The organism is Legionella donaldsonii (assembly GCF_900452385.1).
GTDB classification, from domain to species: Bacteria; Pseudomonadota; Gammaproteobacteria; order Legionellales; family Legionellaceae; genus Tatlockia; species Tatlockia donaldsonii.
The window spans coordinates 70,619-94,373 of the sequence record NZ_UGOA01000002.1; the positions used below are offsets into that span (position 1 = coordinate 70,619).

Genomic DNA, 23,755 nt, shown 5'->3' on the forward strand with positions numbered 1-23,755 from the left:
TTGAAGTGTACTCTATTCTGACCCTACGTTTCGCACCAAGATAAACGATTTTTATAATTATTCTGTTCAATAGCCAGGCAGGAGAAGCCTGTGCCACGCGCAGATTCTGCGGCAAGTCCATAGATTTCAAGAGCATACTGACCAAAATAAGAAATGATTTGTTGATGTACTGGTTTTAGATTAGTTACCACACGATGTTTTTGATCGTTTGTCAGGATGGTTACAACAGCTATCACGTTCATCAGCTCAGCAATCCATTTCATTGTGGGATTTTGTACTGGCTTACCCAGCTGATTGGGAAGTGCTTCATCATGCTCCTTTAAGCATTGCCTGATGTGAGCTTGAGCAAAATTGTACACCATGAGACAAAGCGTCATTACCATCATCAAGGCTGTAATTCGCTCAGGTGTTTTAAGGAAGAAAGAGTCCAGTTCGAAGGCATTGTTTTTCATGAATTTAAAGCTTGATTCGACACAGGATTGCTCTTTATATTGTTGAAGCATGGCATGATTATTCAATAGCGAGCTATCACATTGATTACTGGCCAAAATAAAGCGTCCCAGTGTTTCTTTTTTAGCACCCACCCTCTCCAGACAGGTAGAAAGACAGGCTTGTATTTGATATCCAATCACCATTTTTTGAGCTCCAGGTTTTGGGCGACCTTTCCCTGTATGGCGTTCAACAGGTAGAATCTCATAATGAATTTGGTGGTATTTGAGTGATTTGATGAGCGGTTTTAATGCCTGCTTTGCATCGTCAGGACATTGAAAGACCTGGTGACCAAGATGCCATAAGGATTTAATGAGCTCTTGAGATTTTTTATCCAAATGCCTCTGAAAAGTCTTTAGCTCTCGCAACCTCGCCTGTTGCGACTCAATCAAAACCCAGCGTTGTGGAATACCATAAAGAACCGTTTCATGAACACTTCCACGATAGTTTGCATCAAACGGCTCCCAGGTCAGAGCATCACAAGGCTTGTTCAACAATACTTTGGCTTCATTAAGCTGTGCAGGTACTCGGGTTATCCAAAACACGTTATTGAGGCTTGCCAACTGCTCTGGAACATAAAAGGCGGCATCAACCACAAAACAAAGGCCATCAGGCATCCCATGAATACTTTGTGTAAACGCTTGCACCCTCCTAACCGTCTCTTGGAAACTTGTTTTATCACTACTATTCCCATCTAAGGCCTCCATCCATAAGGGGATATTCGCAGCTCCTCCTTGTACTAGTGACAGCATCACTTGCTTTAGATCAGAGCGATTCGCTTTGGAATATCCGTAGTCTGGTTGCGCAATCCCGGGCGCGGCCTCTTCTGTGTCATAGCGGCCGTAAAGAACAAAGCTTGTACTGTCTAAATGCAGTCTCTGGCTTAGTAAATTTTTTTCTCGGGCAATCTCAAAAGCCAATTCCGAATAAAGCCTGGTCACACCGTATTCTGCGATTTTATCCAGGCAGCGACCAAGACTGTCATCATTCAGGTGTGCCGCGTCTAGTTCTGAACCAAGCAGTTGAGCCACAGGCTTATCTTGGAAAAAATGCGGCGTCATATACAACCGGCTATTCATAAAACCCAACCCATTGATAACCATCGCCGCTACTCGACGACCATAGCTTACCACGCCTCCTTTTTTTTCATTTAACTCAAGGCGTGCATCAATTCTCTCTATTATCCCTAATTCTCTAATCGTTGCTGCAACAAGTCCTAAATGCCCCAATTGCTCTGAACTTACTGTATCTCGATTCAGCATCCTTCTCTCCAATAGGTCTTTGGGAGACAAGGGTACCTGATTCTTCTCTTGTGGGCTGTGATCTTTTTCTTATATCGGCTTGATCTTTTTCTCAATTTAACTAATGCGATAATTCCTTGGGGATAATTCTAATTTTAGCTTTTTCATGCTGCGGAATGTCCGCTGACGTCAGGAGGAAAGGAAATACTCTGTCAATTTAGAGTTAGTATTATATTTTATTGACACAAGTGAATCAACCTCTTAAACTTCAACCTGACACTTATTCGTTTTTATGGTTAATATCATGTCAGGTAAGAGAATTGGTTACATTCGAGTCAGTAGCTTTGAGCAGAATCCAGAACGACAACTCGAAGGAATCACACTTAACAAAAAATTTATAGATAAAGCCTCCGGAAAAAATACTGCACGTCCACAACTTGAAGCCATGCTCGATTATGCGCGTGATGGCGATACCATCATTATACACAGCATGGATCGGTTGGCGCGCAATTTAGATGATCTACGTAAACTAGTAACACAATTGACTTCCCAACAAATTAGAGTTGAATTTGTGAAAGAAAATTTAACATTCACAGGCGAAGATTCGCCAATGTCAACGTTGTTGTTATCTGTCATGGGCGCATTCGCTGAGTTTGAACGCTCATTAATTAAAGAGCGTCAAATGGAAGGGATCGTTCTTGCTAAGAAGCGTGGCGCTTATAAAGGCCGGAAGGCTGCTTTATCTCAGGAACAAATTGACGAAATAAAAAAACGTGTGACTCAAGGAGATAAGAAAAGTCATATCGCACGTGATTTTAGTATTAGCCGCGAAACGTTATACCAATATTTAAGAAAATAAGGCTGATTTATTAATGAAACAACAGCCCAGACTTTCTGAAGATGAAATTATTCGCGATTGGTCTTTAAGCACTGACGATTCGATCTTCATTAAAAAATTTAGGAAACAATACCAATTATGGGGATTTCTGCAGGTTTGTGCCTTGAGATTATTTGGCCAGCTTCTGGATAATCCCAACACGCTTGATACTCGTATTATTGGACATGCTTGTAAATTATTGGGGTTAGACATTGTTGGTACCGTTAATTTGCCAATGCGTGATGCCACAAGAACTGACTACAAGAAATCAATTTTCTCGCATTTAAATTTCAGGCCATTCAATGATGCCAAAGCTATTTTTTATGATTGGCTGCAACAGAAAATGCAGACAGGAATGCTGATCCCAGAAAAACTAATTTCAGAAGCCGAAGTCTTTTTGATCGTCAACCAAGTTGCTTTGCCAACGCTGTATTATTTGAAGCGTGAAATCAATTCTTTTTGCTCAAAGCATCAAGAAAAAATATTTTCTGGAATTTATCAGCAGCTATCTGAAGCATTGATTGACATGATTGATGACATGCTTGAAATTATCCCTGACGAAGACATCACGTGGTTTCAAAAATTTAAGGAATATCCTGGTTCTAGTAGCATTTCGGTGTTGCAAGACTATTTCGAACGCTATCAAAAAGTTGAAAAAATAGACTTGTCGTTGGTCGATACCGGCACTGTAGATTCTGATCTTGCTAGATATTTTTATCAACTTGCCAAGCACTATGATGCTTATCAGATAAAACGCTTTAAACCATCAAAGCGTTACGCTTTAATGGTACTATTTTTGGCAGAATCAAAAAAAGTCCTTATGGATTACCTTATTCAATTACATGATCAATATATTTCCAATATATGCCGTGAATGCCGAAATGCACATCTGAAAACTTTGAAGCTTTATAAGAATAAAAATGAACGCGCTATTGATAAGATCGAGCGCTTTATCGACTTTATTTTGGCTCAAGAAGATGATCACAGTTTATCGGTTAGTGATCTTTATTCACATTCAACCGAAAAGTCTGATCTACAGCAGGCTAGAAATGATATGCACGAATACCAGGTGCTGAGCCGTTTTGGTTATGCCAAGCTAATTCAAAACCGTTATAGCAGCATGCGCCGCTATTTTGCTGATTTTATTCAATTGCCATTTCTGATTGAAAAAGGCGGTCAGTCATTAGAGCAATCAATTGAACTGGTACGCAAACTCGATAAACAAGAAATTGCTAAGATACCCAGTGATATGGACACTAAATTCATGGATGGGCAATTAACTATTGCCATGCGAGATAAGAATGGGGAAATTAAACGCAATCTTTGGGAAATGGGACTTGCCGTTGCGATTAAAGATGGTTTTCGATCTGGCGATTTATACGTTGAGCGCAGTAACAAATATGCCTCTTTTTGGAACTTGATATATCAAGATTGTGAGTGGCAGCGAGAAAAAGAAAATAGCTATCAAGCGCTAGAGATTATGCAAGATGCAGAGCATGCAGTAGGCAAAATTATTGCGAATTTCCATAGTTCAGCTGCGATTGCTGCCAATCGCTTTAAAAGCGATGATTTTGCTGACATTAAAAACGGCAAGCTATTGCTGAAAAGAAAAGACAAAATCGATATTCCCGATGATGCAGAACGCTTACAGGCACTGATAAATTCATATATGCCGAAAATAAAAATAGAGCAACTATTAATTGAAGTTGATCACATAACAGGATTTACCAAACACTTTACCCCGATTCATGGACAAAAGGGGAGACCACAAAATTTTTATAAAACCTTAATTGCCAGCATTTTGGCACAAGCAACTAATATTGGCCTTGTAACTATGGAGAATTGCACACCAGATATCACTGCAAAAATGATGCGTTATGTTACCGATACCTGCATTCGGGAAGAAACTATCAAATCTGCTAATGCAGAATTGGTGAATCAACATACGCAACTAGACTTAAGCCAAAACTATGGGGATGGAAAAATGTCATCTTCAGATGGGCAACGCTTTATTATTACTGCAAGCAGCCTGCTGTCGTCATACTACCCAAGATACGCGGGCTACTACGATAAAATGATTGGCGTATACACGCACACATCAAACCAACTATCAGTACTTAATACGCAAGCTATTTCATGCGCACCACGCGAATCGCTTTATGTCATTGATGGCTTGTTAGATAACAACACCATTCTCGCAATTAAAGAACACACCACGGATACAGAAGGCTTTACTGAGCACGTGTTTGCACTGTGCTATTTACTTGGTATTCGGTTTATGCCGAGAATTAAAGATCTAAAATCTCAGCAACTTTATCGCATTGATAAAGAAATTGCTTACGGTGAATTGGACTCTCTGCTAACTAAAACCGCATCTATTGAAGTGGTGATAGAACAGTTTGACCAAATGGTACGAGTGGCAGCCTCTTTGAAAAAGAAGCTCAGTCCTGCTCATGAAATTATTAGGCGGTTATCGAAAGGCTCTCCATCTGACAAGCTATCAAAAGCATTTACACAATTAGGCCGAATACTTAAAACAGAGTATATTTTACAATACATTACTGACAAGGACATTCGAGATAAAGTTCAACGCCAATTAAACAAAGGAGAACATCGCCATCAATTAGCGCGCTGTATTTTTTTTGCAAACCAAGGAAAATTTCAAGTTGGTGACTACGAAGAAATCATGAATAAAGCAAGCTGCTTAAGCCTAGTATCGAATGCTGTATTATATTGGAATACGATGAAAATGACAGAAATTATTACCCAACTTAAAAACAACGGCGAAGTTATAAGCGATAATACACTAACTCATATATCACTTTTACCACATAAGCATTTGATTACGATGGGTACTTATTTTACCGATGCAGCTATTGATCAATCGGAAATAGAGGATGTGGGAGAATTTACGGTTTTAGAGCAAATTTAGATGTCAAACCGTAAATTCTGACACGGATGGGGTCGCTACCCCAAGTTGTAACATTTTTAAATTCCATGGATATGAACTTCATGACAATAAAAAACTCTGTGTAACTTACATGAAGTTATAAAAAATTTAATGGCTACAACATAGACAGGTAAAGGGATTTAATGGTGATTTGGAATTTTCGTACCTTCCAGCTAAGAACCCATTTCGGAAGTAATTGCTCATTTATGAGTTCAAATTAAATGGAAAAAATCCATGCCATTTAAATATTAAATTTTCCTGCCAAATAAAGATAAAACTTACAGGTTTTCTTAAAGCCCCCATTTTTATACACCACCATTTTTTGAAAAGAGTTCCTGATTTAAAATTATTTTATATAAAAAAGGAAAATGGTAAAAAACGAAATTGTGTGAGCATTTTATTTGGGATTGCAAAGTGCAGCAAAGAGTAGCGGCTGTGTAGCGTTATTATTGCTACATTTGTTCAGGATATTTTGATACAGTAATAGTGCCAAAATCCTTTTGCAAACACCTTTATCAAGGCAATACGAATTACCAATTGTGAAAGTGTAGCAAATGTAGCGATGTAATTCGTTATGTAAATTCTGGCTGTAATCGGGGTTTGAACGATGCTAAAATCACCAAAATTCAGCCTTCTTAAATAATTTCTATGCCCCATTATCATATAGAAAAAGAAAAATATGAGCCTACTTTAGATCGAGTGGTTTATTCAAATTCATTAACTTTAACTACTTATGACTTAATTGAAGCTCCTATTTTTATCAAAGATAAATTGGGCCGTTATCTTTGGGCAAATGCTTTTTTCATCAGCCGTTCAGCGGGCTATAGTTCTCTTGGAGAAATCACTAATAAAACTGATACTGATTTTTCTTGGCATGAGTATGCTACACAACTACGTAACAATGATAGGTCGGTGATAGAAGCTAGGCAGAGCCAAAGCCATTACGAGCAAATTATTCGACACGATGGAACTTACGTTAATATCCTTACTAAAAAATCCCCTCTTGTTGACAGTTCTAGCGCATTAATAGGATTAATCGGATTTAGTATTGCATTACCACAACCGCATGGTATTGCTGCTTTAAGTGCTCGCGAAAGAGAATGCCTTTATTATTTATCCAAGGGATTAACTGATAAAAAAATTGCGAAACAATTAATTATTTCACCTCGAACAGTAGAAACTCATCTTGGTAATGCGAAACACAAACTAGGGGTCAGCACCAGAGCCGAATTAATAGCGACTTTTTCCCGTGTCTATCCGTCATTTTCCGGATAAAAACTCAAAATCCTAGTGGTTATACTGCCAATGAATTAAAAGGAGTATAACAATGCTATCAAAAATATTTAAAAATCAACGTGACTCAATTCTTGAATTGACGCTTTTGCCTAATAATCAGCTTGAGGGCTATTTTACAACAGCAGTAGCCTCCAAAGATTGTCAGCAAATTATTGGCCAAAGACAACCGATTACTGGACTATGGGCAGGAAATGCACTGACATTTAGTGTTGTTTATGAGCAATGTGGTTCGATATATAGTGTGGTTGGTAATTTTGATCAAGAAAAAAATCACATCGATGTGATTGGATTAATCAATCATCAATCAGATGATGCGACAGGAAAAGATTGCGGTTCTCGCTATATTACTCATGATACTTATAACAGCATAAATTAACTGCTGGATAGAAGAATTAATAAGAAACTTCAATTATTAGGCAGGACATTATCTAATTTAGTATAATCTCCTGCTAAAATAGAACCATTAATAAATTTTTTACTCTCATTCTTCTTTGAATATGGCCGCACTTCTCAATGTTGCTTATAACATCTCAAAACGGAAAGCCTGATAAGAGGGTGATTCATATGGATGGGCCTTCTTTAAGGCCGCAACAGCATCTTTGATTTGCTCTTTGGTACAGATAATTTCTACTTTATATTCAGGCACTTTTTCAAGTTGATTAATTGTTCCAATAAAAGCCTGGCTTCCAGGTAATGGCATAAATTGCCCCTCACCTAATGTTTGCCAAGCACAATGCTGATAATGATCAACACTCCCTCCGCCTGTAGCAAAAATAGCATTTTTAACAATTTCTAAATGGGTTTCTGGAACACAAAAACAAAGCATGTACATGATATCACCTATGGGGAAATTAATTCTGTTTTCCAAGAGTCTTCTACCTTCGTATAACGAATTACTTCAGAAAAAGAAATAGAACCGACCGTGTAGAAAATCCATGTTTTAGGGATAAAGCGAAAACCGAAATAATACTCACTCATAGGGATAGGGAGGCCTGCAAATTGCTCACTCAATTCTTTTTTCTTGGTTTCCAATTGGTTTAGATCTTTAATAACAAGACCGGAAGTAGGGGCATAAGCAGAAAATCGCAATTGGCGTTCACGAGGAAGAGTGCTCCAAAAAGATTCATTTTCTCTTTGAGAAATGGGTATTGCTGTTCCTTCCAAAATAACTTGTCGGCTCTGCATCGCAAATAAAAAATTTAAACAGGATTTAGAGTTATTTAATAATTCAGCAACCTTGCGTGTTTTTTGCTGCGTAAAAAATAAAAGACTCTCGGTTTCAATTTCGCGAATTGCCACCACTCGACTATGAGGATCGCCTAAGCTGCTACAAGTGCTTAAAACAGCACAGTAAGGATCTTCAATTCCTCGTTCTTTTTCCTTGTTCAACCATTCTTCTAGCATATTAAAGGGCACAAATTTCTCCTGTTAATTGGTGTACTACGATTAATGTATCAAGTTGAACTTACACTTTGAATGCACGAGGATTCACTTCCACCATCGTTTTTGAACCTGATTTTACAATGCGTATTTGATTGTGCTCCACTAATAATTCAACCGCTTGGTCGCGTTTTATTTTATCTCGCAATGGACTTAATTGTTGAATAGTTCGTAAGGTTGTTGAACGAATATTTTTTTCAATAAACCAGTCCATAAGTTTTAGGGCATCGGAAAACTGCAGAGAAACGGTTTCAGTAGGCATAATTCGTCGTGCTTCTTGCAAATGCCAACTAATTATTTCAATGGCATTTTCGGTATGCTCTACACCAATATCACCATGGCGTCCTTCAAAGAGATGAAAAAGTGCTGCAAGCCGTGCTGTATTTTCAGCCGCCTTTGATGCGAAATCAACGACATCGACCCACTGGCCTTGAGGTTTTAACCCAGCTTCTACAGCATTAAAAAATAAAATCCATTGTTGTTTTGCGGCCATACTCATTTTCAACAATGGAAGTTGAATACAACCTTGATGGCTTAATTGCTCTGACTGGTTTAAGCAGGCAGTGACGCGTTGCTCATAATGGGTTAGAGAATGTAAAGAAGCAGGTGGCTCTTGGTAAAATCGATTTCCCATACTGTTGGCAGGGTAAGCCATAAGGCAACGAGCTAAAAAACCGCTTTGTCGACTAATACCCGATGCTTGCTTGGTAAGTTGTTGTAATATAAGCGGTTGCATCATCAAGTTAAGTGTTAAACGCCGATTTTCAATGGTAAATCCTTGCGTTGTTTTGCGATGTGCCGTGAACGTCTTACCGTCCCACAAACGATTAAGCAAAGCTACAAAACGAGTCGGATTGCCTTGCATACTATGGCTTCCTAAGATGATGCCTGCTTCATCAGACCAAAGGGAAGCAGAAGGCCAACCTTGGGCCAAATGAATAGCCAGTGCTTCTTGGGTAGCATCTTCAAAATAAAGAGTGGGTTGCAAAGGAATTTCCGGTTCTTGATGAATTAATTCATCAAGCATTTCTTTGGCATAATCTGAGTCTTCTCCCGTATAGGTTGCACGTTTGATTTGGGAGAATAAACTGTCTTTTTCCATTTGCCATACTTGGTGTTGCGTTAGCGCTGACAATACTTCAGGTTCACGCCTTTTACGAATAAGTGTTTCCCAATGACGCGCTGCTTTCGAAAAAACATTATCTGCAGCTGTTTTTCGGGTGCCAGAGCCGCTGGCAATTAGAAAATAAAGCGATACAGGACTAATTAAATAGTTGTCTCGTGCTACATTGGCAAGAGATTGACATGATAGAGACATATTAGCCAAAGCGCTGCATGCAATTAAAGGTAGTGGCTGCTGTCCATATTGTTGATAGTCCACTACGGCTTTTCTAACAATTGAGGGAAGTGCCTCAACTGGGTAAGGACAATCAGGAGCTAAGATTGGAGAAAGTGGAATAGGTTGTCCCCATTTGATGCTTTGATGTGGATTATTTTTAATCTCTAATTCATTCTGTTCAATAGTCATTGTTTTAGAGGATGAAGTTTTGGTTTCCGATTTTACCAGTAGCGTCAGCATGATGTAAAATTAGTAGCCTGAAATATAATGATGAAGCATGACTGATGATCCTAAATACTGTCTCTATGGCGACTCGGATATAACTTTTCTATTAAAATGGTTGACTCTTGATGATTGTAAAATGTGTACGAGCTGGCGTTCATGAATTAAAACAGATCAATGAATTAATGTATCGTTCAAAATCTTATTGGGGATATGATAAAGCATTTATGGACAAATTCATGCAGCTTTTTCAAATGACCACAGACTATCTTGAAAAAAATACAGTGCAACTTTTTTGTGAAAGAAATACTGAAAAACCCGAAAAGGTGATGGGTTTTTATAGTTTTAGCATCAGAAATAAAGAGTCTGAACTGGATAATTTTTTTATTGATCTAGATTATATTGGTAAAGGCTTCGGTAAAAAAATGTGGTCTATGATGGTAGAAGATTTTAAATCAAATGGTGTTAGTAGATTCAAATTATGGAGCGATCCTGGTGCTGAACCATTTTACAAGAAAATGGGATGCATCAAAATTGGTGTTAAAAAATCTCCTATGATGCCAAATAGATATCCCATTATTTTTGAGTATAAGATTTGAAGAAGTTTTTTTCATTTTATTCTGGAGTAACGTGGTTTTTTTGAGCAACCCAAACAATTGCTTCCCCACAATCAGGATCCCTAATGTTATGTACAAGGACTTTAAAATGGCACTCTAGAAGAATTTGAGTATATTCTTCAGACGAAAGGGATGCATGATATAAATCATATCCCCCATTATCACCCCAGACTTCCCCGTACTCGGGTCCGGAAGTAAATATTAATAAACCATTTTGCTCCACCAAAGAAGAAAGGGATTTTAATGTTTTTCGTTGATCATCATGAGGTAAATGAAAGAAACTATGCCAGGCAATCACAGCGTCGAATTTCTCTTGTAAATCTAAAGTTCTCATATCGGCAAGTAGCCATTTTGCATTTGGGAATCTTTTCTTGCATTGCTCAATCATTTTTTGACTTGCATCAATGCCTGTTACTTTATACCCTTGTTTAATTAAAAATTGTGCTATGGGTTCGCCTGTACTACAGCCAACATCTAAAATTTTGCCTTTTGAAGGAAGCTTATTTTGCAGGAACTCTAAATAAGATTGCTCCATCTTGAGCTCTTTATTGCGATGACTATCAAACCACTCAGAGATTTCATCATAAATAAGATAGACATTATTTTTATTTCTTTTCTTGGTTGAGGGATTAGTCCGATATTTCAACTGAACAAAACCACCGCCAATACATTTGGTTTCAAGATGCTCCAATTCAATGTCTTGTGTCAAATATCCAAATAATGAACGACCAGAACCTAGCAAGACTGGTGCGATGGTTATTGTTAGTTCATGGATTAAATTCGCGGCTATAAAATTTTGGACAGTTATCCCGCCATCAATATAAAGATGCTTATATCCTTCATCAGTTAACCGCTTAACGAGCTCGCTGGGTGTTTCGGAAGATGCTGAAACATATTTTAAATGAGCAGGAATTTCTATAGGTTTGCTACTCATCACTATGACAGGAAGCTCACCATAAGGCCAAGGGTCAAATGATAAAACTTTCTCAAAAGAGTGCCTCCCCATAATGAGTCCATCGACCGTAGATATGAACTCTTTATAACCACCATCCTCGCCTGGGGGCACAAGCTCATTTGCTTTCGTTAGCCAATCAATAGAGCCATTATCTCTTGCAATAAAGCCATCAAGACTTGTAGCAATAAAAACAGAACATTTAGCAAACATCATCATTTATCCTTTGTATACAGACTTATTGATTGAGCTCATGCAGTGTAATAGCATTTCCTTCAGAATCGATGATAATTGCCATTCTACATACGGGTGATGAAAAAGTATCCAATTTGAATGTTACCCCATTCTTTTTTAATTGTTGCGTTAAGGAATCCAAATCTTCAACTTCAAAAGCAATACTACCCCCGGACACAGCACTTGGTTTAACACCTTCTGCAAGAGTTGTGATCGCAAAGCATCCGCCTTGTGGTAGGTCGTACTCTATCCAATGACCATTCGCAGATATTTTGCTAGGTGTTAGACCAAGATTTTTTTTATAAAAATCCATCGCACGATCTAAATTTTCGACAGGATACATGGTAAACGCTACTTTTTTTAACATGATTATTTCCTTTAAATAATTTTTTTCCATTATTATAAGCTCACATTATTTCTGCTCATAGTCCACTCCTACCTGCCGTTTCAAGAACAAATCGGCAACGCTCTTCAATCGTTTTCTTAGGCACAAGCACCATTTCAAAACCAAACTCTTTGTATACATCTATGTGAATTTGCTCAAAAATAAGAGCGTCTTCATAACTGATTTTGCGAGCGGAAGTTGGTTCAATAAACCCCAAGTTCTCAAAAAAGAATACTTTGCGTTGATAGATACCCGCTTTTAGGCAGCGGTCAACTTCAGCTAATAAGATAGGTGAGGGTGTAAAATCATGATGATGCCAATGAGCGGAATAACGTCCCAATGCATAAGCACAAAATGGTGATCGATCATAAAATTGCAATTCACCTTGAGCATTCAATTGCCTTAATTTTTGTGTTAAGGCGATCTTATCTACAAAATCAGCCTGCTCCCATGGGCGCATAGTTCCCTTTGCCTGCTCTTCTGTAATGACATCCGTTGCAGATTCAGGAATCACTACATGCCCTAATCTTTTCAATGCCAAAATAACAGAAGTTTTTCCACTGCCTGGGGTGCCAGTGAAGATAAAACGATTTGCTTGTTCTAATCTATTCATTTAATTCAAATCTTTTTTGGATCTCTCCATTTATCTCAATGTCTTCAAGAAACATCTTAAGAGGTCGAATCCATAGTTTAAAATCGCCGTAAAGCGCTCTGTACACCACCATATCTTCCAAGCTTTCTGAGTGTCTAGCAACATCAATAACTTCATATAGATTGCCTTTATAATGACGGTATATTCCTTTTTTTATAAAACTCATAGTACCTTCTTCATATAATAACGCTTATGACCTTTTGGACAGTCATTCAAAACACCAAACGCTTCGTAACCATGTTTGAGATAAAAATCTTTTGCTTGAAAATCAAAGGTATCGAGGTGAATTAAAGTGACTCCTAATTCTTTTGCTTTATCCTCAACTTTATTGAGTAAAATGGCACCCAAACCTTGATTGCGATATTTTTCCTCAACAAAAAAGACACTGATGTACATGATTTTCCATATATAAACATCTGTACAAATGCCTGCTATAACTTCATCACCATTTTTGATCGTAACGTTTATATCAATTACTTCAGGTTTTTGTGTGGAAGGGACGCACGATTTATTAAACTCAAACAACTTTTGATCGATAATTTTAAATGAATCCTTTGCATTGAACTCCAATTTATAGTTTGTATTTGGTACATACACATCGTGGCTATCAGGTGTTTTTTTAGTTACGACATCACTTTCTGCATGCAAATTTTTGGTTAATTTTTTGGTAAACCACAGAATTAAATCATCATCCAAGGGATATGTTTCCCCAGGAATGCTTGGTTTATAACCATAAGTTACCCCTAAACCATCAGGAATATAATCTCGGCTAACATAAAGTCGTTGAGCTTGTCCATATCCTCCATCAGGACCACCATATAACCCAACACCAATACCTACAACATCACACTGACTGGCTGCCTTGTCTTCAGCAGCTGTTAGTAAAGCGCTGCCTACCCCAAGCTTGCGAAATGCAGGCAATACATTTAAGTCCATAATTTCTGGGACTCCTTTATGAGCAAAGGGTTCATAGTGTGAGGCCCATTTTAGAGTAACATAGCCCGCAATTTGGTCTTGAACATAGGCTACCCAAACTACTCGCTCAGATTGTTGTTGTTCTTGATGATACCCTTCAAACAAGACGTAAGGTTTTTGCCAATTTGCTTTTTGAAATGCATTGACCAAAATGGGAATATCGGATAATTCCAGTGGCTTAATGGCAATTGACTGTTGATTTTCTGCTAAAACTTCAAGCTGTTTCACCATATACACCATATTCCACTCATACCCTGCGGGTTTTAAATCAAAAAGAGCATTAAAACCAACCGACTGATAGAATCGATACGTTTTAGGGTAATTTTCTTCTGATTCAGAGGGGCTTAGTGTTTCAACAGTTATGGTTTTAGCTCCTTGCGTTTTAGCGAATTGACAAGCAGCAATGATTAATTGCTTTCCTATACCTTGACGATGATAATCACGTTTTACAGCCATCCAGTAAATATTGGCATTATTAGGATAAGGAAAATCAATAGAAACGAGGCCAATCGTGTCATCTCCATCTTTCGCCGCAAAATTCGTACGTGTTTTCACACCTATTTCGTAGTGCTCATTAGCTTCTGGTAAACCAAAGTATTCAGGTAGATCCTTTGTAATTGTTCGGCACAATGATTTGGCCAGTTCACCCGTTATTTTTTCGATTTGAATCATAGTATTTTCCCTACCGCAGTATCTCTTGCATCACTTTCATAGCCATCCGGATCATCAAATGGCATGTCGATATAACCATTATTTCTATAAAATCTTAGCGCATCCGGTGAGGACTCCACGTGCACGCTTTGATATCTTTGGTTTTTGAGCCACTTTTCACATAATGCCAAGAATTGGCTACCGTATTGATGGTTTCTTTTTTCCTCATCAATCACAATGATACGCAAAGCTGCTCTCTTTTGAGGCCATAATTGCAGATGGGCATAACCAATGATGTCGCTTCCTTGAGATAAAACAAAATGAACATGAGCATCATGCTCAAAAGTCCAAGTGTAAGGGTCAGACAGCCCTGCTTTATCAAAAAAATAGAATTGTCTAAAATGGCGTACTTTATCCCATTCTCGCGGTGTTAATGCCTTCACCACTCTTAATCCATTAAACCCTGCTTTTTTATCAATTGTTGCAATAAAGTCTTCTTTACCCAAACAATAGGCAGTAATGTCATAGGGATGTTGATGCGCCAACTCTTGTTTTAAACGAGCATAGGCTTCTCTATCTTCTGGATGTGCTCTCATCCAGTCCCTAAATTTTAAATGCCGCTCGATTTCGGAGTTTCCAATCTCAAAAATATGAGCATGATGGGTGCGTGGACTATCTCCCTTTTGGAAATAGCGGCGAAAAGGAATACCGTATTCTCCTTTTGTTTCATAGCCAAGTGCTTGCATAGAAGCATTGGCACTGTCCACTTTGCTAATATCTAAAACAACTGGAATCATATCGATTACTGGTTTTGCAGCCAAACTTGGTACTGATGTGGAACCGATATGATGAATTTCAATGCAATTACTGCCTAATGCTTTTTTAATTCGCTTTGCTTCCTGTTCAAATTGCATAGGCCAATTAGCATTATAAGGAACTACTTCGATGAGTCTTTGTTCTTGGTTGACTTCCATCATTTATTCTCTCTCTTGAATATGCTGAACCATTTCACCCACAAATGCAGTGACTTCGTGATAAGTTTCTTCGGTCAAGATATCGCTTGCATGATTTAGTTCAGATTTAGTTAATGCTCGTTGAATTAAAACTTGCCATTTTGGAAATTGATTTTTAGCCCAAGTTCCAGCTTTTAACTTAGAGCCTTGTTCCTGATGTTGGAGCACATACAAAGCCCTGCATAGAGTTAATACAACATAATATTGGTACCCTAAAGAATTTTTGGTATGAGTAACCCAATCTTGCCACTCAATGGCCTGTTTTTTGACATGCTCTATAAACTCACTGTCTGATACAGGAGCAATAATCGACTTTGCTGATGGACCGTATAGAATGAGGCTATCTGTTTGCAACAAATAGTAATTAATAAGCCAATCTGTTCCTGCTTTTTTGATGTGAAACGGTTCTCCTGGGCTAATAACAGCAATTTGACCTTGCTCTGTCTTAAAATGTTGTAACATTCTATAAGATGCATAAGCTACTTCAATTCGGTCATTCCAAGCTGGAAAATGCTGAACAAGATTGGCATGTAAACTATTTAGGACTGCAAATTCTTCCGGTGTAATTTCCTGGTTTAATGCCACAAAAACATCAATGTCGCTGATTGTTTCATCAAAATCACCCCAAACAAATGAACCATACACATAAACGCCCAGCAAATGTTCCTTTAAAATTGATTGCAAACCGGATAATAAGTCATTAAGTAAATAATTCACTACCCTAAACTCTGTATGTGGTTTATTCATTTGCTACCCCACTATCCACTAAGTCTTGAGACTCTTCTTTTCGCTCATCGGGTAAAAACCCACCTACCTGCGCATCCCACAGTGTTTTGTACAAACCACCGCGATTCAATAGTTCAGTATGTGTCCCGTCTTCAACGATATGGCCTTTATCGAATACTAAAATTCGGTCCATATGCAGCAGAGTCGATAAGCGATGTGCAACGACCAGGGTTGTTTTTCCCTGCATCAACTCCCAAAGACTGTCTTGAATGTTGGATTCTGTAATGGAATCGAGCTGAGACGTGGCTTCGTCCAACATTAAAATGGGTGCATTTTTTAAAATCGCACGAGCAATGGCAATGCGCTGGCGCTGACCACCTGAAAGCTTCACGCCACGTTCTCCAACTAAGGTCTCATAACCTTCTGGCAAAAGAGTGATAAATTCATGCGCATGGGCCTTCTTGGAGGCTGAAATGACCTCCTCATCCGAGGCTTCAGTCCTGCCATAACGAATATTATCCATCAGGCTTCGATGAAAAAGAGTTGGGTCTTGTGGAATCATGGCAATGGCTTGTCTTAAACTCTCTTGAGTCACTTCGGATAGGTTTTGACCATCGATTAGAATTTGCCCATCCACTACTTCATAAAGTCGCAAAATCAAATTAACAAAAGTGGACTTGCCGCTTCCTGAATAGCCCACTAACCCCACTTTTTGACCCGCTTCAATGGTTACCGACTTATTCTGGAACAGGGAGTAACCACCTTGGTAATGAAATTTTACCTTGGAAAATTCAATTTGTCCTTGCATGACCACTAATTGGGATGCATTGTTTTTATCTTGTATCTCATGGGGAATGACCAATGCATTTAAACTTTGTCTTGCTTTACCCAAGGCTTGGTTAAATTGATCCACTTGGTACATGGTGTACCACATCATATGCCCCAATTCCATGGAAAGCCCAAGAATCAAAGCAAAATCACCAATGCTCACAAGTCCCTTACCATACAAGTGAATTAAGGTAATCGATGCCAAACCCATCATTAACGCAATCATTCCCCCTTGTGCACAGCATAATAAAACAATAAACAGCTCTTTTCTTTGAAAAGCCCGCTGTACCAAGCTAAAAAACGTGTTCATACGTTCCGCTTCGTAGATTTTACGTGAAAAAATACGAATATTGGATTGATTCGCCAGGCTATCGACTAATTGTCCAGAAAGCTGCGATTCAGAATTTGCATGGTCATCGGACAATTGAACCAATCGCGCCGACATCCAAATACTAAATGAGGCAAAGACAATAAACCAAAGAAATAAAATATAAAAGAACAGGACATTAACAAAATAAGCTGTAATAAATGAAACCACTAACAATGAAGCGCCACGAAGAAAATCGACAGACACGCGATGCAAAATAATCTCAAGATTATCAGCAAGAGTCGTAATTTGTGTGGCAATTCGCCCAGATAGGTTATCCTGAAAAAATTGCGTACTACTTCCTAGCACATACTCAAACATTTGGCTAATAATTTGGTTTTTAATCACCGCTTCATATTTATAGTTCAAGTACCCGATTGTTCGCCAGGTGATATTGTCAAAAACAATAAAGTTCACTACTAGTAATCCAGCGATCCAATACAAAGAGGAGAAATCCGTACTTGTCTTTGCCACTAAGGTATTAATGAAGGATTTAATCAATAAACTATTAAACGGTCCCCAAAATCCAGCCATTAAAGCAAGCAGGATAAATAAAAAAACCATGCGACGATACGGTTTTAAAAAATGCCACATAAAAGAGCCTATGTGATTAGGCAAACGATTAGTCATGATGAACACCCTCTGATTGTTCCCCATTGAAATGATGTATCTTCCCTTGATGAACGTGATACTTAGTTTCAATGTGAATGGAATCTAAAAAATCATAATCGTGAGAAATAACCAGCATTGCACTTGGAAATTCACGTAATACTTCAATGATATGATCGCGTGTTTCCAGATCTACATTGTTGGTTACCTCATCTAAAATAATTAGCTTAGGCGGATTGGCCGCAATTAAGGCTAAAGAAAGCCTTGCCTTTTCACCACCAGAAAGATCTTTGACCTTTATTTCTACCTCGATGTTTTTGCGAAATAAAAAGTCATTCAAATGGACACGAAGTTCAGCATGAGAAGCATGGGGCATCTGATTTTTCATCAAATCCAGAACTGTTTCGTCACAATCCAGATGTTGATAATGCTGATCGAGATACCCAACTGTATTGCGCTGAGGAAGAGTCCACTCACCTGTTCTCTTAATGTAACTATCCTCCAAGATCGCTTTGACAAAGGTGGATTTCCCTGATGCGTTGTCCCCATACAATGCCGCCCGTTCGCAGCCATTTAAGTGAAAATGAATCCCTTCAAGAATCTCTTCTCCAACCTCGTAGGCAATAGAAGCGTCTTGAATCCTGATTAAAGGCTTATGGTGGTCAAGACCGTTTAATTTAAATTTGGGCTTAATTGTTTCCGGAAGGTTTAAAGATGAAAGCTCTTCAAGCATCTGTTGTTTTTTATGATTAATCTGACTTAATCGTTTATTTCCTGTTGTCATTGCATTGGCGAGCTTTGTATGAGACCGAATCGTTGGCCATTTACGCTGCGCTATCTTTTTTTCACCTTGAACACGAGAGCGTTTATTCCGTTCTTGCTCTCTCATTAGGGCAAGATGTGATTCTTTCTTCTCACGTGAAATCCGTGATAATTCCTGTTCAATCGATACTTTCTTGTCTTCAAGCATTTGCTGATAATCACAATAAGCCCCTCTAAATACAGTGAGCTTACCTAAATCAATATGCCATAAAGTATCTGCGACTGTATTGATGAGCTCCGTATCATGAGAAGCAATGACCAACGTCCCCGGATAATGCTCGAGCATACGCATTAAAGAACGACGATTGCGTCTGTCCAGATGATTTGTAGGTTCATCTAACAACAATACATTAGGACTCTCAGACAATATTTTGGTTAATGATTGGTTTAATCGTTGACCACCACTTAAATCAGAACACTCTTCAATCACTTGAGGTAAATAACCAATACGAACATCCAGTGGTATTTTAATTTCGCCAGCAGAGGCTGCACAAAGACCAGCAAGCATCTTAAGTAAGGTTGATTTTCCTGATCCATTTCGGCCAATCAGTGCAATACGCTCACCAAAGTGAATTTCACCATTGAAGTCTTGAAAGCAGATTTTATGCGGATAGATAAGACTAAGGTCTTTAAATTGAATCGGTTTATGGTGCATGATTTACTCTTAAGCATGTCTTTTAGGACAATAAAAAATAGAAAATCAAAAATGATTTTCTCTCTTCGCCCTATTAGATGGGCGTACTTAAGATGTAATTTTCATGGGGTTATAAACCTACTTTTGACGATACTTTTATATCTTTTCACATTTTAATGCACAATAGTTGCTAATGTCAATATAAAATTTGAATCTCAGATAACAACTGAGTGCCGACTGGGCGCTAATTTGGGCGCCCAGTTGAATTTAAATTTCTGGATATAGGAAAAACGTTACACAGTATACTGTTTCAACAGTTACAGAGAATACCAACCTATCCCAATTAGATTAAAGAATTGCAATAACTTTACTGCAACAATATCTTAATGTTTTTGTATCTCTTTAAGCTGTTCCAGTGATAATCCAGTTACTTTAACGACAAAAGCCAGCTCAGAGCCCTCTTCGAGCATTCGCTTTGCAATTTCTCGCTCTTTATTCAGTTCGCCTTCAAGACGACCCTCTTCTTTTAATTGTGTTGCTAGACTCATAATTTGCTCTCCAACTTCAGGTGATATCTTGGTGTCGATAAGCTTGAAAATTCTTCTCGGTCACCTGCATTAAAGCGAGCTCAGTATTAGCTAATATCATTATAGAGCCTTCCAAATTAGATCTTCACGCCAATTATGATCAATTCCCATCAATTTTACAGGAACTGAAGGAATTATGTGTTTTTCAAATAATTCGTATAACCTTGTATGCCACAAAGACCGCGGCGAGACAGCTTTATGAAAAAGATTTAATAAAACAATCTGTTCTTTTAGGGTACCAGGAATGCAATTAGCATCCGTCAATTCCTTGATTCTTCTTGGTTTATAAACAAACCACCTGTCCCAAAGCCTTAAATGATGTGCGCAAATGTTGCGGGTGTAACGTAATGCTTCAATTGATGATTCCACAATATTTGGGTGTTGATTAAATATTTGCGATATTCTTTTTTTATCCTGTGGATCTTTTAGGTAACGAAACAAGCTAGTGCATTTCCCAAAAGATAAATACTCAAAAAGCATCCAACTTGGAGGAAATTGGGGAGAATGATATTTTTTGTAGAAATGTTGAATACTCCCCTCTGCCGAATTTCGACCACATAATGACTCAACTTCTTTTTTAAATTCTTCGGAAGGACATTTTTGAGTTCGCTGATTCTTCTCAAACCAGGATGATTTAAATGGCTTTTTATCGAAATACCACCATGCCCCATATTGGTGAGACATCGTATTGACTAAAGATGTTCTGAGCGCCACTTCGATGCGCTCTAATGCATCCAAAAATAATAATCGAAGTTCACGATCAAATACGTAAAGATTCCAAATATCCTCAAAGTTAATGTCTGGATGCAGGATATGAGATATTTGATCTTTTTCAAATGGCTTAAGATACGCAGAAAGTCGGTAGTAACTTACTGTAGAAAGATTATGCTGGCAAATTTTATTATCTGGGATTGTAAGGCCACGTTTTTTTAATAGATTAATTTGTTCGTCTAATGATGTGGGTAGTTTTGTAAAATGTTGCTTAGTCATAAAAAAATAACCCGCCGAGGTCCGCATTGTTAAGAGGCGTGGCGGGTTTGGATACCTTAATTATATATCAAAATACTACGCCAACGCAAAAATTATTCTAATTTTTTATAAAACAATAGTTATAGCGGAGATTTTACATGATTCTAGACTTTTAGTCAGGAAAAAACGAGGTTTATTAGAGGGGCTACCTGGGGCCCTACTTGCTAAACGCATAATCAATTAAGGATGGAGCTATGGCTAACTAAGATGTTCTACAGACCGCAGGCTATCCACAAACGCGCAATAGCAATGCGCTCAATCTAATTAAAAGGATAAACTACAAAATAGTAAAATTTTAGTACAATAGATTCTAAAAGCAAAAAACAAGGTCGGGTAACAGGATCGAGTCGCCCCGATCCCGTCCCCTAAGAACGTAGCGTGCGACTTTCGCCGCACTACGCTCAAGCCTCCCAAAGGCTTACACCCGGCAGTGTCTCGCTATCAATAACATTGAGCATTTTGTCCCTTTCCCTTTGAATAAAAGAGCGGCTTTTCGCCCATTTATTTCTCTCTTCATAGTATTCGATATACTCTGGAAGATAAGGGTTTGCGCTGGCTCGGACTTTGACATGTCTTTGTATTTTGATGTCCATCATTTTACAAATACAAATGAACTTCTTATCTCCGTCTTTGGTCTTAATCTTATCACTGAAAATCCAGCGTCTGAAAAGACTACGATTGCGAAAATATCGGTCTACTGCTTTATAGCGCGTATGTCCGTGAAATTTTCTCATCGTCCAGTAAAATGTTTTTTGATAGATGTAACAATCCAGTTCAGCAAAGGTCTTCTTGGCAACAACCCGTCGATAATAGTTCGCCCATCCTTTGATTACAGGGTTTAGTGTAGAAATTAATTCTGCGCCACTCCAACCGTAACCTTTTTGAATTATCGCTTTAATTTTCTGTTTTATGTTTTTAATGCTGTCTTTAGATGGTGTTGTTAAGAACTTACCATTGTATTTCCTGACATTAAAACCAAGAAAATCAAAGCCTTCTTCAATGTGCACTATTTTCGTTTTCTCCTGAGATAGCGAGAGACCTCGTAAGGCGAGGAATTGAGTTATTGCAGGGATCACCTTTTCTTTGAGGATAATGGGACATTTAGCAGTTACGATAAAATCATCAGCAAAACGGATAAAATTAATTTTGTCACGTATTTTGCATGCGGAATGAATCTCTTTTTCTAGACCGTCAAGTACCATATTCGCAAGTATTGGTGAAGCGGGTCCACCTTGCGGGGTACCGCGTATGGTTTCGAATAATTGATTCTTTTCCATGTAACCTGCTGCTAACCATTGTTTAAGCACTCGCTTATCCATTAAAATGTTCTCTTCAAGCCATTTATGATCAATTTCATCGAAACAAGCCTTAATATCGGCATCCAGAATCCATTGAGCGCAGTTTTTCCTTGCTAGTGTTGCATAGCATTGATAAATTGCGTCATGAGTACTACGTTTGGGTCGAAATCCATAGGAATTTCGATCGGCGGTAGTTTCCCCAACAGGTTCTAGTGCTAATAGGTAAAGTGCTTGCATCGCCCTATCTTTCATAGTGGGTATGCTTAAAGATCGCATCTTGCCGTTTTTCTTAGGAATATAAATCCTTCGAAGTGGCTGCGCTTTATACCCTCTCGTTTTCAGACTGTGGGCAGCTTGAATCTTTTCTTCTGATGTTGTCCAGAGAGTGCCATCAATACCAGCTGTCTTACTTCCTTTAGATGTTGTGACCCGCCTCACTGCCAGCAATTTTGCACTGTTAGAATTAACGAGTAACCATTGCAGTGATTTAACTTTGCCGTACTGTTTATCACTTACTGCCTTTGCGATACGCATTTGCAGTCCATATACGTTCTTCTCAATACGGGACCAATAAATCTGGTTCCAGTCTGTATTTGAAAGGGCTGTGTCAGGTGCACCAGATATCAAAGCATCTGTCATTTGCTTTCCTCACTTCTATGAATTCTACAAACTCTTTCGCAATGAAAGACCAGTTGGACGTCAGCTTCTTTTCAGACCAGGTATAAACCTGTATCCGATTCGTTACAAATCGGCTTTTGCTTTTTCCAACCTCCCAATCCTGCACTCTCATAGGTAGACCTTACGATCTACTGTCTCCGTAGTGGAGAAGAATACAGGGTTCCCAAGTTCCGTTGTTTGAGTGATGCTGGGTTAGGTGTCTGCTCTCGGCCGGAAAGAAACTAGTCGTGTAGGATGCGTGTGATTCTCCCAACTATCTTTCGTACCTTTTGGTTCAAGCGTTTCAGCCAATTGCGCTTGTTGCGAATTACGACCTTTATCACAGATTCACTTATGTTCACCATACCAGCTACCTTGTAGTTATCCCGAATTTGGCTATCAGGTAGACTTTGATCCTTTCGGGCGTTATCATCTCACTACGAGCTCTTCACCCGTAGTTTCACTACTTTGTCAGAGAGGCTTATTATCTCCCCTAGGTTCATCTGACGACACAGATGGTTTTCGGTTACCCGATTAACAACTCAAAACAGCGACTTAGCTTGTCGCACCACACCTTTCGCATTAGAATGCTAATTTGTAACCTATTGATTTATATTACTTAAATACGGCATAAATGAAGTGTAAAGAAAAATATTTTCCATAGGTTTAAAAACAATCAAAAAGGAGCGTAAAAGCTCTTTTATATGGCCATTATATAACCAATTATTTGCATCACAAATGCATCTTAGTGCATCACTGGTAGCGCTATTTGTTTTTCCTATACAATACTAGACTGTGTTATTGGTGCATCTTATAATGCATCAATCACTTCATCATATTTGCATCACCAAATATAAATTTAAAA

The 23,755-nt window shown here is 38.4% G+C and carries 21 protein-coding genes; 5 read left to right on the forward strand and 16 right to left on the reverse strand.

Going from position 1 to position 23,755, the window contains the following annotated elements; genetic code table 11:
• Window positions 1-23: 23 nt before the first annotated feature.
• Window positions 24-1,751: an IS1634 family transposase gene (locus tag DYC89_RS15830; RefSeq protein ID WP_115220201.1), complete on the reverse strand. Its 1,728-nt coding sequence runs from the start codon at window positions 1,749-1,751 to the stop codon at window positions 24-26.
• Window positions 1,752-2,034: 283 nt separating this feature from the next.
• Here DYC89_RS15830 and DYC89_RS15835 point away from each other — a divergent pair, with 283 nt between their 5' ends.
• The 4 genes from DYC89_RS15835 to DYC89_RS15855 all read left to right on the forward strand — a co-directional run bounded on the left by DYC89_RS15835 (window position 2,035) and on the right by DYC89_RS15855 (window position 7,229).
• A complete protein-coding gene (locus tag DYC89_RS15835) occupies window positions 2,035-2,589 on the forward strand; it encodes a recombinase family protein (protein WP_115222350.1) in 555 nt (184 codons plus the stop codon).
• Window positions 2,590-2,602: 13 nt separating this feature from the next.
• A complete protein-coding gene (locus DYC89_RS15840) occupies window positions 2,603-5,539 on the forward strand; it encodes a Tn3 family transposase (RefSeq protein WP_115222351.1) in 2,937 nt (978 codons plus the stop codon).
• Between the two features lie 666 nt (window positions 5,540-6,205).
• On the forward strand, window positions 6,206-6,832 hold the full coding sequence (locus DYC89_RS15850) for a PAS and helix-turn-helix domain-containing protein (RefSeq protein ID WP_220271796.1): 627 nt from the start codon (window positions 6,206-6,208) through the stop codon (window positions 6,830-6,832).
• 52 nt (window positions 6,833-6,884) lie between these two features.
• On the forward strand, window positions 6,885-7,229 hold the full coding sequence (locus tag DYC89_RS15855) for an avidin/streptavidin family protein (RefSeq protein ID WP_115222858.1): 345 nt from the start codon (window positions 6,885-6,887) through the stop codon (window positions 7,227-7,229).
• A 144-nt stretch (window positions 7,230-7,373) separates the two neighbouring features.
• On the opposite strand, the gene DYC89_RS15860 is transcribed toward DYC89_RS15855, so the two are convergent.
• The 3 genes from DYC89_RS15860 to DYC89_RS15870 are packed head-to-tail and all read right to left on the reverse strand — an operon-like array spanning window position 7,374 to window position 9,872.
• The gene (locus DYC89_RS15860) at window positions 7,374-7,685 is read right to left on the reverse strand and encodes an NGG1p interacting factor NIF3 (RefSeq protein WP_115222859.1); all 312 of its coding nucleotides are present in this window, start codon (window positions 7,683-7,685) and stop codon (window positions 7,374-7,376) included.
• A gap of 8 nt (window positions 7,686-7,693) precedes the next feature.
• A complete protein-coding gene (locus DYC89_RS15865) occupies window positions 7,694-8,269 on the reverse strand; it encodes a pyridoxamine 5'-phosphate oxidase family protein (RefSeq protein WP_115222860.1) in 576 nt (191 codons plus the stop codon).
• Between the two features lie 49 nt (window positions 8,270-8,318).
• A complete protein-coding gene (locus DYC89_RS15870) occupies window positions 8,319-9,872 on the reverse strand; it encodes a YfjI family protein (protein ID WP_245954072.1) in 1,554 nt (517 codons plus the stop codon).
• 110 nt (window positions 9,873-9,982) lie between these two features.
• Here DYC89_RS15870 and DYC89_RS15875 point away from each other — a divergent pair, with 110 nt between their 5' ends.
• Entirely contained in the window at window positions 9,983-10,453 is a 471-nt protein-coding gene (locus DYC89_RS15875; RefSeq protein WP_021582682.1) for a GNAT family N-acetyltransferase, read from the forward strand.
• Between the two features lie 16 nt (window positions 10,454-10,469).
• Here the strand turns inward: DYC89_RS15875 and DYC89_RS15880 are convergent, their stop codons facing one another.
• The 12 genes from DYC89_RS15880 to ltrA form a co-directional block, all read right to left on the reverse strand.
• Window positions 10,470-11,639, reverse strand: a complete 1,170-nt coding sequence (locus DYC89_RS15880) for a methyltransferase domain-containing protein (protein ID WP_245954073.1) — start codon at window positions 11,637-11,639, stop codon at window positions 10,470-10,472.
• 22 nt (window positions 11,640-11,661) lie between these two features.
• Window positions 11,662-12,024, reverse strand: a complete 363-nt coding sequence (locus DYC89_RS15885) for a VOC family protein (RefSeq protein ID WP_115222861.1) — start codon at window positions 12,022-12,024, stop codon at window positions 11,662-11,664.
• A 55-nt stretch (window positions 12,025-12,079) separates the two neighbouring features.
• On the reverse strand, window positions 12,080-12,655 hold the full coding sequence (locus DYC89_RS15890; RefSeq protein WP_115222862.1) for an AAA family ATPase: 576 nt from the start codon (window positions 12,653-12,655) through the stop codon (window positions 12,080-12,082).
• A complete protein-coding gene (locus DYC89_RS15895) occupies window positions 12,648-12,860 on the reverse strand; it encodes a DUF1653 domain-containing protein (RefSeq protein WP_115222863.1) in 213 nt (70 codons plus the stop codon). Before DYC89_RS15895 ends, DYC89_RS15890 begins: the two co-directional genes overlap by 8 nt.
• Window positions 12,857-14,341, reverse strand: coding sequence for a GNAT family N-acetyltransferase (locus DYC89_RS15900; RefSeq protein ID WP_115222864.1), 1,485 nt, complete (start codon window positions 14,339-14,341; stop codon window positions 12,857-12,859). Before DYC89_RS15900 ends, DYC89_RS15895 begins: the two co-directional genes overlap by 4 nt.
• Window positions 14,338-15,294, reverse strand: a complete 957-nt coding sequence (locus tag DYC89_RS15905) for a GNAT family N-acetyltransferase (RefSeq protein ID WP_115222880.1) — start codon at window positions 15,292-15,294, stop codon at window positions 14,338-14,340. The genes DYC89_RS15900 and DYC89_RS15905 overlap by 4 nt, the downstream gene beginning before the upstream one ends.
• Before the next feature lie 3 nt (window positions 15,295-15,297).
• On the reverse strand, window positions 15,298-16,050 hold the full coding sequence (locus DYC89_RS15910) for a nucleotidyltransferase domain-containing protein (RefSeq protein WP_245954075.1): 753 nt from the start codon (window positions 16,048-16,050) through the stop codon (window positions 15,298-15,300).
• A gap of 22 nt (window positions 16,051-16,072) precedes the next feature.
• Window positions 16,073-17,884: an ABC transporter ATP-binding protein gene (locus tag DYC89_RS15915; RefSeq protein WP_115222866.1), complete on the reverse strand. Its 1,812-nt coding sequence runs from the start codon at window positions 17,882-17,884 to the stop codon at window positions 16,073-16,075.
• Window positions 17,877-19,340, reverse strand: a complete 1,464-nt coding sequence (locus DYC89_RS15920; protein WP_115222867.1) for an ABC-F family ATP-binding cassette domain-containing protein — start codon at window positions 19,338-19,340, stop codon at window positions 17,877-17,879. The genes DYC89_RS15915 and DYC89_RS15920 overlap by 8 nt, the downstream gene beginning before the upstream one ends.
• 362 nt (window positions 19,341-19,702) lie before the next feature.
• Window positions 19,703-19,867, reverse strand: a complete 165-nt coding sequence (locus DYC89_RS16580) for a hypothetical protein (RefSeq protein ID WP_181879466.1) — start codon at window positions 19,865-19,867, stop codon at window positions 19,703-19,705.
• 99 nt (window positions 19,868-19,966) lie between these two features.
• On the reverse strand, window positions 19,967-20,896 hold the full coding sequence (locus DYC89_RS15925; RefSeq protein ID WP_181879467.1) for an Abi family protein: 930 nt from the start codon (window positions 20,894-20,896) through the stop codon (window positions 19,967-19,969).
• Between the two features lie 440 nt (window positions 20,897-21,336).
• Window positions 21,337-22,872 (reverse strand): group II intron reverse transcriptase/maturase, encoded by a 1,536-nt coding sequence (gene ltrA, locus DYC89_RS15930; protein WP_115222869.1) that lies wholly within the window; start codon window positions 22,870-22,872, stop codon window positions 21,337-21,339.
• Between the last annotated feature and the right edge of the window lie 883 nt (window positions 22,873-23,755).

Bases quoted from the DNA above. Each gene is read 5' to 3' on its own strand.
- DYC89_RS15850 (WP_220271796.1), top strand. From the start codon at position 6,206: ATGCCCCATTATCATATAGAAAAAGAAAAATATGAGCCTACTTTAGAT.
- DYC89_RS15890 (WP_115222862.1), bottom strand. From the start codon at position 12,655: ATGAATAGATTAGAACAAGCAAATCGTTTTATCTTCACTGGCACCCCA.
- DYC89_RS15905 (WP_115222880.1), bottom strand. From the start codon at position 15,294: ATGGAAGTCAACCAAGAACAAAGACTCATCGAAGTAGTTCCTTATAAT.
- DYC89_RS15830 (WP_115220201.1), bottom strand. From the start codon at position 1,751: ATGCTGAATCGAGATACAGTAAGTTCAGAGCAATTGGGGCATTTAGGA.
- DYC89_RS15870 (WP_245954072.1), bottom strand. From the start codon at position 9,872: ATGCTGACGCTACTGGTAAAATCGGAAACCAAAACTTCATCCTCTAAA.
- DYC89_RS16580 (WP_181879466.1), bottom strand. From the start codon at position 19,867: ATGAGTCTAGCAACACAATTAAAAGAAGAGGGTCGTCTTGAAGGCGAA.
- DYC89_RS15835 (WP_115222350.1), top strand. From the start codon at position 2,035: ATGTCAGGTAAGAGAATTGGTTACATTCGAGTCAGTAGCTTTGAGCAG.
- DYC89_RS15895 (WP_115222863.1), bottom strand. From the start codon at position 12,860: ATGAGTTTTATAAAAAAAGGAATATACCGTCATTATAAAGGCAATCTA.
- DYC89_RS15840 (WP_115222351.1), top strand. From the start codon at position 2,603: ATGAAACAACAGCCCAGACTTTCTGAAGATGAAATTATTCGCGATTGG.
- DYC89_RS15855 (WP_115222858.1), top strand. From the start codon at position 6,885: ATGCTATCAAAAATATTTAAAAATCAACGTGACTCAATTCTTGAATTG.
- DYC89_RS15915 (WP_115222866.1), bottom strand. From the start codon at position 17,884: ATGACTAATCGTTTGCCTAATCACATAGGCTCTTTTATGTGGCATTTT.
- DYC89_RS15885 (WP_115222861.1), bottom strand. From the start codon at position 12,024: ATGTTAAAAAAAGTAGCGTTTACCATGTATCCTGTCGAAAATTTAGAT.
- DYC89_RS15880 (WP_245954073.1), bottom strand. From the start codon at position 11,639: ATGATGTTTGCTAAATGTTCTGTTTTTATTGCTACAAGTCTTGATGGC.
- DYC89_RS15875 (WP_021582682.1), top strand. From the start codon at position 9,983: ATGATTGTAAAATGTGTACGAGCTGGCGTTCATGAATTAAAACAGATC.
- DYC89_RS15900 (WP_115222864.1), bottom strand. From the start codon at position 14,341: ATGATTCAAATCGAAAAAATAACGGGTGAACTGGCCAAATCATTGTGC.
- DYC89_RS15920 (WP_115222867.1), bottom strand. From the start codon at position 19,340: ATGCACCATAAACCGATTCAATTTAAAGACCTTAGTCTTATCTATCCG.
- DYC89_RS15925 (WP_181879467.1), bottom strand. From the start codon at position 20,896: ATGACTAAGCAACATTTTACAAAACTACCCACATCATTAGACGAACAA.
- ltrA (WP_115222869.1), bottom strand. From the start codon at position 22,872: ATGACAGATGCTTTGATATCTGGTGCACCTGACACAGCCCTTTCAAAT.
- DYC89_RS15860 (WP_115222859.1), bottom strand. From the start codon at position 7,685: ATGTACATGCTTTGTTTTTGTGTTCCAGAAACCCATTTAGAAATTGTT.